6 protein-coding genes and 1 pseudogene are annotated in these 7,465 nt (G+C 68.1%); 4 read left to right on the forward strand and 3 right to left on the reverse strand.

Annotated features, from left to right (window positions below; all coding sequences use genetic code 11):
* From U9978_RS10270 to U9978_RS10280, 3 genes and pseudogenes are all read left to right on the forward strand, one after another.
* Positions 1–1,535 (forward strand): annotated as a pseudogene (locus tag U9978_RS10270) (hypothetical protein); the annotation flags it as partial.
* 374 nt (positions 1,536–1,909) lie between these two features.
* Entirely contained in the window at positions 1,910–2,206 is a 297-nt protein-coding gene (locus U9978_RS10275) for a type II toxin-antitoxin system prevent-host-death family antitoxin (protein ID WP_322760856.1), read from the forward strand.
* On the forward strand, positions 2,206–2,622 hold the full coding sequence (locus U9978_RS10280) for a type II toxin-antitoxin system VapC family toxin (RefSeq protein ID WP_322760857.1): 417 nt from the start codon (positions 2,206–2,208) through the stop codon (positions 2,620–2,622). The genes U9978_RS10275 and U9978_RS10280 overlap by 1 nt, the downstream gene beginning before the upstream one ends.
* 134 nt (positions 2,623–2,756) lie before the next feature.
* On the opposite strand, the gene U9978_RS10285 is transcribed toward U9978_RS10280, so the two are convergent.
* Complete coding sequence (locus tag U9978_RS10285; RefSeq protein WP_322760858.1) at positions 2,757–3,002, reverse strand: DUF433 domain-containing protein; 246 nt, start codon at positions 3,000–3,002, stop codon at positions 2,757–2,759.
* A 1,557-nt stretch (positions 3,003–4,559) separates the two neighbouring features.
* Between U9978_RS10285 and U9978_RS10290 the strand changes: the two genes are divergently transcribed.
* Positions 4,560–5,741, forward strand: coding sequence for an HNH endonuclease signature motif containing protein (locus tag U9978_RS10290; RefSeq protein ID WP_322760859.1), 1,182 nt, complete (start codon positions 4,560–4,562; stop codon positions 5,739–5,741).
* Positions 5,742–5,788: 47 nt separating this feature from the next.
* Here the strand turns inward: U9978_RS10290 and U9978_RS10295 are convergent, their stop codons facing one another.
* Together U9978_RS10295 and U9978_RS10300 are read right to left on the reverse strand one after the other, a co-directional pair.
* Positions 5,789–7,102, reverse strand: coding sequence for an ABC transporter permease (locus U9978_RS10295; RefSeq protein WP_322760860.1), 1,314 nt, complete (start codon positions 7,100–7,102; stop codon positions 5,789–5,791).
* Positions 7,099–7,465 (reverse strand): DUF4162 domain-containing protein (locus U9978_RS10300; RefSeq protein ID WP_322760861.1); only part of this gene is annotated, 367 nt, incomplete at its 5' end. The genes U9978_RS10300 and U9978_RS10295, both read right to left, overlap by 4 nt.

Raw genomic sequence — 7,465 nt, forward strand, 5'->3', positions numbered from 1 at the left:
GCGGGGCAGGGGCGGGACCCGCCGGTCAGATGCTGGCGCAGATGCTTCTCGCGGCGGCACCGGTCGGTGGGCCGGTGTCACCGCTGCCGGCCGACATCGCGCCGGGTCCGGGTATGTCGGCGGCCGTTTACCTGCCGAGTCTGGCCGGCCTGGAACGTCAACTTCAAGCGCTGGACGTCGCGGGCCGCATCAAGCGGGTCGGCGACCAGCTCGCCCTGGTGTTGCCCGAATGGCAGCAGGCTCAGGTGAACGGGGCGATGATCCTGCTCAATCGGATACGCCCTGCGCAACAGCAGGCCGGCATCAGCGCCCCAAAGGTACCCCGGGGCCTCCCGGGCGCGGTGCCGAAATTCCTGCATGAGGCGCTCGACGTCGACGCCACATCTGGCGCCGGGTTGGGCAAGGCGCTCGTGGAGGGGCGGGTCACCGTTGCCGACGCGGCCACGGGCTCGTGGACGAGCGCTCAGGCGATCGTCGGACTGCGTCGGCTCCAGGACATCCTGTTTCGACTCCGGGCGGCCCGTGAGTGCGCGTCCGCGACAGGTGCTGACCTGGCAACGGTTCTCGCTCTGTTCCGGACCGAAGGCGCGCTGGCAATGCCTGCCTCTGCATCCAGTATCGACGCCGGAGTGCCCAGTGGGACGACCGACGCCGTGACATCCCTGCGGCCCAGACCCGACATCAGCAACATGGTGTGGTTGGCCAGCGGTATCCTCCTGGCCCCCCTCTCGGATGCCACAGTCGCCGATATCGCCACCAAGGAATTTCTGATCCAGATCGTTGGACTCGACGTGCTCGGCAGTCGACCCGCCGGCGGCGCCTGGTATCAGGCCTGGACATATCAGATCTGGAAATCCGCGGGAGTCGACAACCTCGGTACGGCGATCGCACGCAGCCTGCTGCTGCGCGACGCCGTGTCGGTCCGCCGGCTCACGCCGGCGCCGCCCACCAGGTCAGCCGTCGCCGCGCTGGTCAAGGATCCGGTTTCCTTCGTCGGCGCCGCCCTGGGCGACGGCGTCCAGTTACTGCGGTCGTTCACCGACCCGTTGTGGCTGCTCGGGCCGGGCCCGCTACCGGCCGGGGCCCCGACCTGGATCGACCTCCCGCTCGCGTACCTGCGATACAATATCGGCGCGGATCAGATGCGGCTTGCCCTGGTGAGCGCAGTACTTGCGGCCGCGGCGACCAAAGCCACGCAATGGGCGGATTTGCGCAATCGAATTGCCGCCACGCCCAACCTACGTACCCAACTGGCCGCAATGTCCAAGGCATCCGGCAATCAGAAGACACCTGCCGAGAAAGCCACGGCTGCCGCCCTCGCGTGGCCTCCGCTGCAGCCGTGGTGCCTCATTCCCGGCAACCTCGACGCACTGACTCAATTCGTGTACGAAGCATCCGCCGGTGAGTGGTCGACTGGATGGATGAGGCCACGGGGCAATGTCGCTCGGTTCAGACTGTTGCACCACTACTACAGCCTGCTGACCGGACCCGGACCCGGACCCGGACCCGGACCCGGACCCGGACCCGGACCATGATGCGTCGACCGACCCAGCTGTCGTGATCATCCGTTAGAGCCAGCTCCGGAAAGCGTGTACATGGTCTGCCACCCGGGGGCGAATGGTGGATCTCCGGGATGTCCGGGCCGGGGCCGCCCACACCGCCACCGGTCGGCCCATCGACGTGCGCTGCGGATGCTCTTCCACTTCGATGGCGACCGACTCACCGAAGAGATCGCCTACTTCGATCGCGCGACCCTGCTCGACCAGATCGGAGTCGGCGGCTGACCCGCGTCCACCGGTCGTCGATCCGCTGAAGGGCCTTCCACCCAACCTCATGTGATTGTTTAGCCGACGCGAGGTCCCGAGACCTGATCGATCGTCAACGCTGTACATGTGGTAACGTGTGGAGCGTGACGTCACCTGCCAACCACGAACGCGTGCGGGTGGGGATGCGCGAGCTTTCCCAGCGGACCGCGCGGGTTCTGGCGCTGGTTCGCGCCGGCGAGACGGTTGAGATCACCGACCGAGGGAAGACGGTGGCGCGGATCGTGCCAGCAGCTGATGATCGCTACGAGCAGCTGGTGGCGGCGGGAGTGATCCGACCGGCCAGGCGTCCGTTCGACCTGGCGCATCTACCCGAGCCCGCGGCTAACCCGACGGGCCGCACGTCCGAGGAGTGGCTCGCCGAGCTGCGCGGCGAACGCTGATGGCAACGCGGATCTACCTTGACACCTCGGCGGTGGCGAAGCTTTTCATAGCCGAGAAGGAGACACCGGATCTGCGGCAGTGGCTCGCACACCGACCCGAGCCGCCGCACCTGGTTTCCTCCGCCTTGCTGGGTGTGGAGTTGATTCGGCTACTCGGCCTGGTGAACCCGACCGCGGTCGGTGCCGCGGAGTCGTTTCTCGCCGCGGACGTCGACATCGTCGAGGTCACGCCCCCGGTCCTCGGCGACGCGACGTGTGTTCCACCACCGGGTCTGCGCACCCTGGACGCGATTCACCTCGCCACTGCGCTGGACCTCGGGGACGCGCTGGACGTCATGCTCACCTACGACAAACTCCTTGCGGAGGCGGCCCGCGCCACGGGTCTGGTGGTGGAATCCCCCGGCGCGACATGGTGACCGCCCACATGTCTCGATCCGGCAACCGTGGGAGTCGCGCCGGGGGACTTCCAGAGTCTTGCCGACACCGAGCGCGCTCTCATCCGCGTAGAACCGGAGCTGGTTCGGATCGGCTGCCACAACTTTTCCGAGATCTATGCCGCAGAGTCGCCGGTACGACGGGAAAGCTCATAACGGATCGCGGCATTGACCTGACCCGGGCTCAGCTCATACAGGTTGGCGACCATTTCAGGCGGGTCTCCGGCGCGGACCTGCTCCGCGATGACCTCAGTGGGCACATTACGAACCACCGGCTCGCCGAACCCCCGCAGCGGGTCGATCACGACATCGGTCACATCGGGAAGCGGCCGAAATGACACGCGCGACGCCGTCTTCTCCATCGGTAAACTCGGTCGAGCGGAAGAAGGCTTCAGCTGGGCCGCTCAGGTTCAGCACCTGCTGACCCGTCCGTACGACCACCAGGCACAACTGCCTGTCCAACCCCACATCCTCCTGGACGGCGAGGACAAGTTCTCGTCCAGCAACGAACGGCCGCACATGCGCCAAGGGATAGCGGGTGTCGAACCGCTCGCGCAGCCGCTCGATCGCGGGACGCAACCGAATCAGCGGGACCCCCCGCGCCCGGAAGCCGGCGAGCAGGCGAGTCTCGACGAACTCACCCCACGTGACCGTCTCGTCGCCAGTCCTAGCTGGCCTGATAACCGGTGGGTAGACGACACCACCGCGGCAGTAGCCGTCCACCCACCGGCGAGTCGTTCCGGCAAGGGAGCAGGAGGATGCGATCAGCTTGCGACATCCCATAGAGAGGCTGCTGCGGCCCGTTGAAATCACACCAATCGACCCGATGGGTAGCGACTTCCATCTCGAGGCCGGCGACGAGATCCAGATCAACCAGGTGCTGCTGCACCTCCTGCGACGCAACTATGGCGTCACCGTCGACCCCTCTGGTTTCCGTCCGGCAAACGGGGTAACAGCCCGCGGCGTCAATGGCGTACGGGTGCCGCGGGTGGGCAACGACGGCGACGAGCCGGAGGACACCACGGACTCCGCAGCCGGATCGGCAGATACCGGTCCGGCACGAACAGCTCGCCGGATAGCGCCGTACGCTGATCGGCCACGAACAGGCCATGCATACGATCCGGCAACCGCGGGATCTGAATATTTTCGACGCCCAATCCGAACTGGCCGGACTCCCGGATAAGAGCGCCCGGCAAGAGGGGCGTGGATCAAAGAGCGGGGTCGGGGTGCGTGCATCGCGAGGTGCGAGGAGGGAGACACCGGAGGTTGTGGGTGTCGACCGACGACAACACAGCGAGGTGCGTGCCCCGGCCCCACGACGCCGCGTCCCCTATTGCCGGTCGCTCTAAGTGCGCCAACGACGTCCATTTCACCGGGTCTGTGCTACGAAGTCTGGACGCAGCAAGGTACCGGGCCCTCGACGCCGACCTTGCGACCATCTGCTGGAATGTCGCCATCATGACCCTCAACGACCTGGGCGCCTCGCATTCGCCGCCCCGTGGTGGTGATTCGCGCTCGGGTGCGTCGAAGGCGTCCCGCTGAACGGCTACCGGGGTCATGCCGCCGGTCGGGTGAGACCAGGATCCAGTCGTTCATCGGACGATCAGTGACGTCGAACGGTCGGCTTCCCGGCTGCGCGAACGCACCGACCGGGCCAACCGGGCCGGGCGTGGCTGGCGCAGGCGGCCCGCCATGTGGCGAGGCGCGCCGTCGCACGCAGCTCTCTGCGGCGTCCGCGGCGGCCTGCCCGGCGAATCCGGGTCGCTGAACGGGGTGGAAATGTCAGGATAGCGAGCTAAACTGAACATATGTTCGATCCGACTGATGGGTGCGCACGATCTGATGCGTGCCCAACATGTGATGCGTGCGCAGGCCCCGAGCCCATCGCCGCGTTGGACGCGGATGCCTGCCTGACCCTCATGACGACGATCGTGCGGGAGAAGGCCAGGTTGGATGCGGCGCTGATCCGCACGCAGGCCCGGTTCGTGGAGCTGCGGTCCGCGGCCGGGCCGGACCCGGTGTTCAGCGAGTTCGCCGCCAGCGAGATCGCTATCGAGCTGGACCTGTCATGCAGCGCCGCAGCCGCTCAGCTGAAGGTGGCACACACGGTAACTCACCGACTACCAGCTACCTTGGCCGCGTTGGAAGCCGGTGTGATCGACCTGGGCCGCGCCCGCGCGGTCGCCGACGCCACCGACCCGCTGTCGGCGCTCCACGCGGCCGCAGTCGAGGAGAAGGTGCTGGCCCGCGGCGGACGGGCCAGCCACACGCTGTTCCGCCAGGCCCTACGCCGGGCCGTGCTCGCCGTCGACCCCGATGGGGGCCAACAGCGCCACGAGAAGCAGCGCCGCGAGCGGCAGGTTCGCATCAGGCCCCTCGACGACGGCATGGCCGAACTGTGGGCCTTCCTGCCAGCCGCCGAAGCCCAGGCCGCCTACCAGCACATCGACGCCCTCGCTCGCTGTACCGGCGCTCCGGACGATCCCCGTAGCATGGATGAACGCCGCGCGGACGTCCTCACGGATCTGCTGCTGGGCCGCCATCATGATTACGAACCCGTCCACATCGAGGTCGGAGTGATCGTCCCTGCCGACACCCTGCTGGGGCTGACCGACACCCCCGGCGAGCTGGCCGGCCACGGGCCGATCTCCGCCGGGCTCGCCCGCGACCTGGCCTGCGCGGCCAACGCCACCTGGCGGCGGATCCTCACCGACCCCGTCGACGGCAGTCTCCTGGATGTGAGCCGGCGACGGTTCCCCTCAGCCGCGCTCGCCCGTCACGTGCAGGCCCGGGACCGCACCTGCCGGTTCCCAAGCTGCCGTAAACCCGCCGCGGCCTGCGACCTCGACCACGTTCAGCCCCATGCTGACGGCGGGACCACCGACCCAGCAAACCTGCTCACTCTGTGTCGCCGCCACCACCGCATGAAACACGGGGGGAAATGGTCGGTCGACCTGGCCGGCTCCGGAGGGTCGGCCACCTGGACGAGCCCGGAAAAACGCGTCCACCACACCAGTCCGGAACCCTACATCGACAACCCGAAGCCGAAGCCGAGCCCTGACCCGAAGCCCAACCCGGCCCCGAAGCCACCACCGTTCTGAAAACAGTCACCGGCTACGGCCAGAATTGGGTCAGGTTCGCAGCCGGGTCAGGTTCGCCGGAGCGCCTCGGACAGCCGCACCCGGGTACCGCTGCGGGTGACGGCGTTACCGTAAACCCGACCGGTGAGCCACACGAGAACGACGAGTAGCGCGACGGTCAGTACGAGGGCCAGGGCCACCTGCCATACCGCGGCCCCACCTATAGCGATGAGCATCGGCATGAGTAACGGCGAGAAGAGCGGTATGAGGGCAAGTACCGTGACGAGCACGCTGTCCGGGTCCCCGGGAAGCACCGAGACGCCGATTACATACGGAACAATAATCATCATCATGATCGGGGCCGTGACGCCTCCCGCGTCCTCCTGGCGGGAAACCAGGGCACCGGCGGCGGCGAACAGCAACCCGTAGACGGCGAAGCCGAGCAAAAACCACACCAGCGCCCATGCGGCAGCGCCGATCGCGACTGACGCCGGGAGGTCGAGCACACCCGTGGCGAGCCCGAGCACGACCCCGACGGCACCGACCAGGGCAAGCTGACCGAGCGCGACGGCAGCGATACCCAGCACCTTCCCGGCCATCAGCTGCCAGGGACGCACCGTGGCGAGCAGCAGTTCCACGACCCGGCTGGTCTTCTCCTCGATCACGCCCTGGGCGACCTGTGGGCCGAACACGAGCAGCGAGAGGTAGACAAGGAGACCGGTGACCATACCGAGAACGAGGCGATGCTCCTGATACTCCTTGCGGGGCTTCAGGGCGACAACGTCAAGGCTGGCGGACGACACCGACCCGCCGACAACCGCCGGGTCCCCGCCGAGCCGAATGATCTGCTCGTCCAGCGCACGCTGCCGCGCCATCAGAGAGAACGTGCTGGTCAACGTCTCGCTGAGCTCTTCGGCCACGACGACACGGAACGCCTCGGGGGTGCCGACCACGAGGGCGTCGACGTCGCCGTCGCGCAGGAGCCGCTCGCCTTCCGCCTGGTCGGCCACGACCGATTCGGTCACGTCCTGCGCACCGACCGCGGCGGCGGACTGCAGCGGGCCGCCCAGCGTCGCGGTGGCGGTGGTGAACGCGACGGACGGCGTCGAAGGGGCGCCGCTGACCTTCGTCGCCAGCACAAAGCCGGCGAGGGCGAGGATGGAGAGCGCGGTGGTGATCCGGAACGCCTTCGACCTCGTCCGGACGACGATCTCCCGGCGGGTGACCAGCCAGATCACCCGCCGGATGTCGATCCGGCCGTCCCGTTCGGAGCGGACCCGTTCGGAGCTGCCTCTTTCGGAGCTGCCTCTTTTGGAGCGGTCCCGTTCGGAGCCGTCCGGCCTGGCTACCCCGGTACCCGTTGGTACGTCAGTCGCGCTCACGCCGCCCGCCCTCCCGGCACGGCGCCATCGGCTGCGGCGCCATCGGCTGCGGTGGCGACGAGCCCACCGGGAGCGCCATCATGGACGACGTTGCGGAACAGCTCGGTCAAGGTCGGGCGGCGCCGGACGAACTCGCGCACCGGACCAGTCGTGAGCGCAGCGGCGAGCACGGCCTGGTCGTCGGCGCCGGGACGGAGCTCCACCACGGTCGTGGTGCCTTCCCGGTATGCAGCAGTGACGCCGGGGAGGGTGTCAGCCCAGCCGTCGGGGGCGGCCGGCGCGTCCACCACCAGCCGCGCCGTGCGACCACTGCGCAGCTCCTCAACGGGACCGCAGGCAACCATCCGGCCGCTGGCGACGATA

Source organism: Protofrankia sp. Cr2, assembly GCF_963555885.1.
GTDB lineage: Bacteria > Actinomycetota > Actinomycetes > Frankiales > Frankiaceae > Protofrankia.

Excerpts from the sequence above, each read along its gene's own strand:
- U9978_RS10290 (WP_322760859.1), top strand. The coding sequence starts at position 4,560 with ATGACGACGATCGTGCGGGAGAAGGCCAGGTTGGATGCGGCGCTGATC.
- U9978_RS10285 (WP_322760858.1), bottom strand. The coding sequence starts at position 3,002 with ATGGAGAAGACGGCGTCGCGCGTGTCATTTCGGCCGCTTCCCGATGTG.
- U9978_RS10280 (WP_322760857.1), top strand. The coding sequence starts at position 2,206 with ATGGCAACGCGGATCTACCTTGACACCTCGGCGGTGGCGAAGCTTTTC.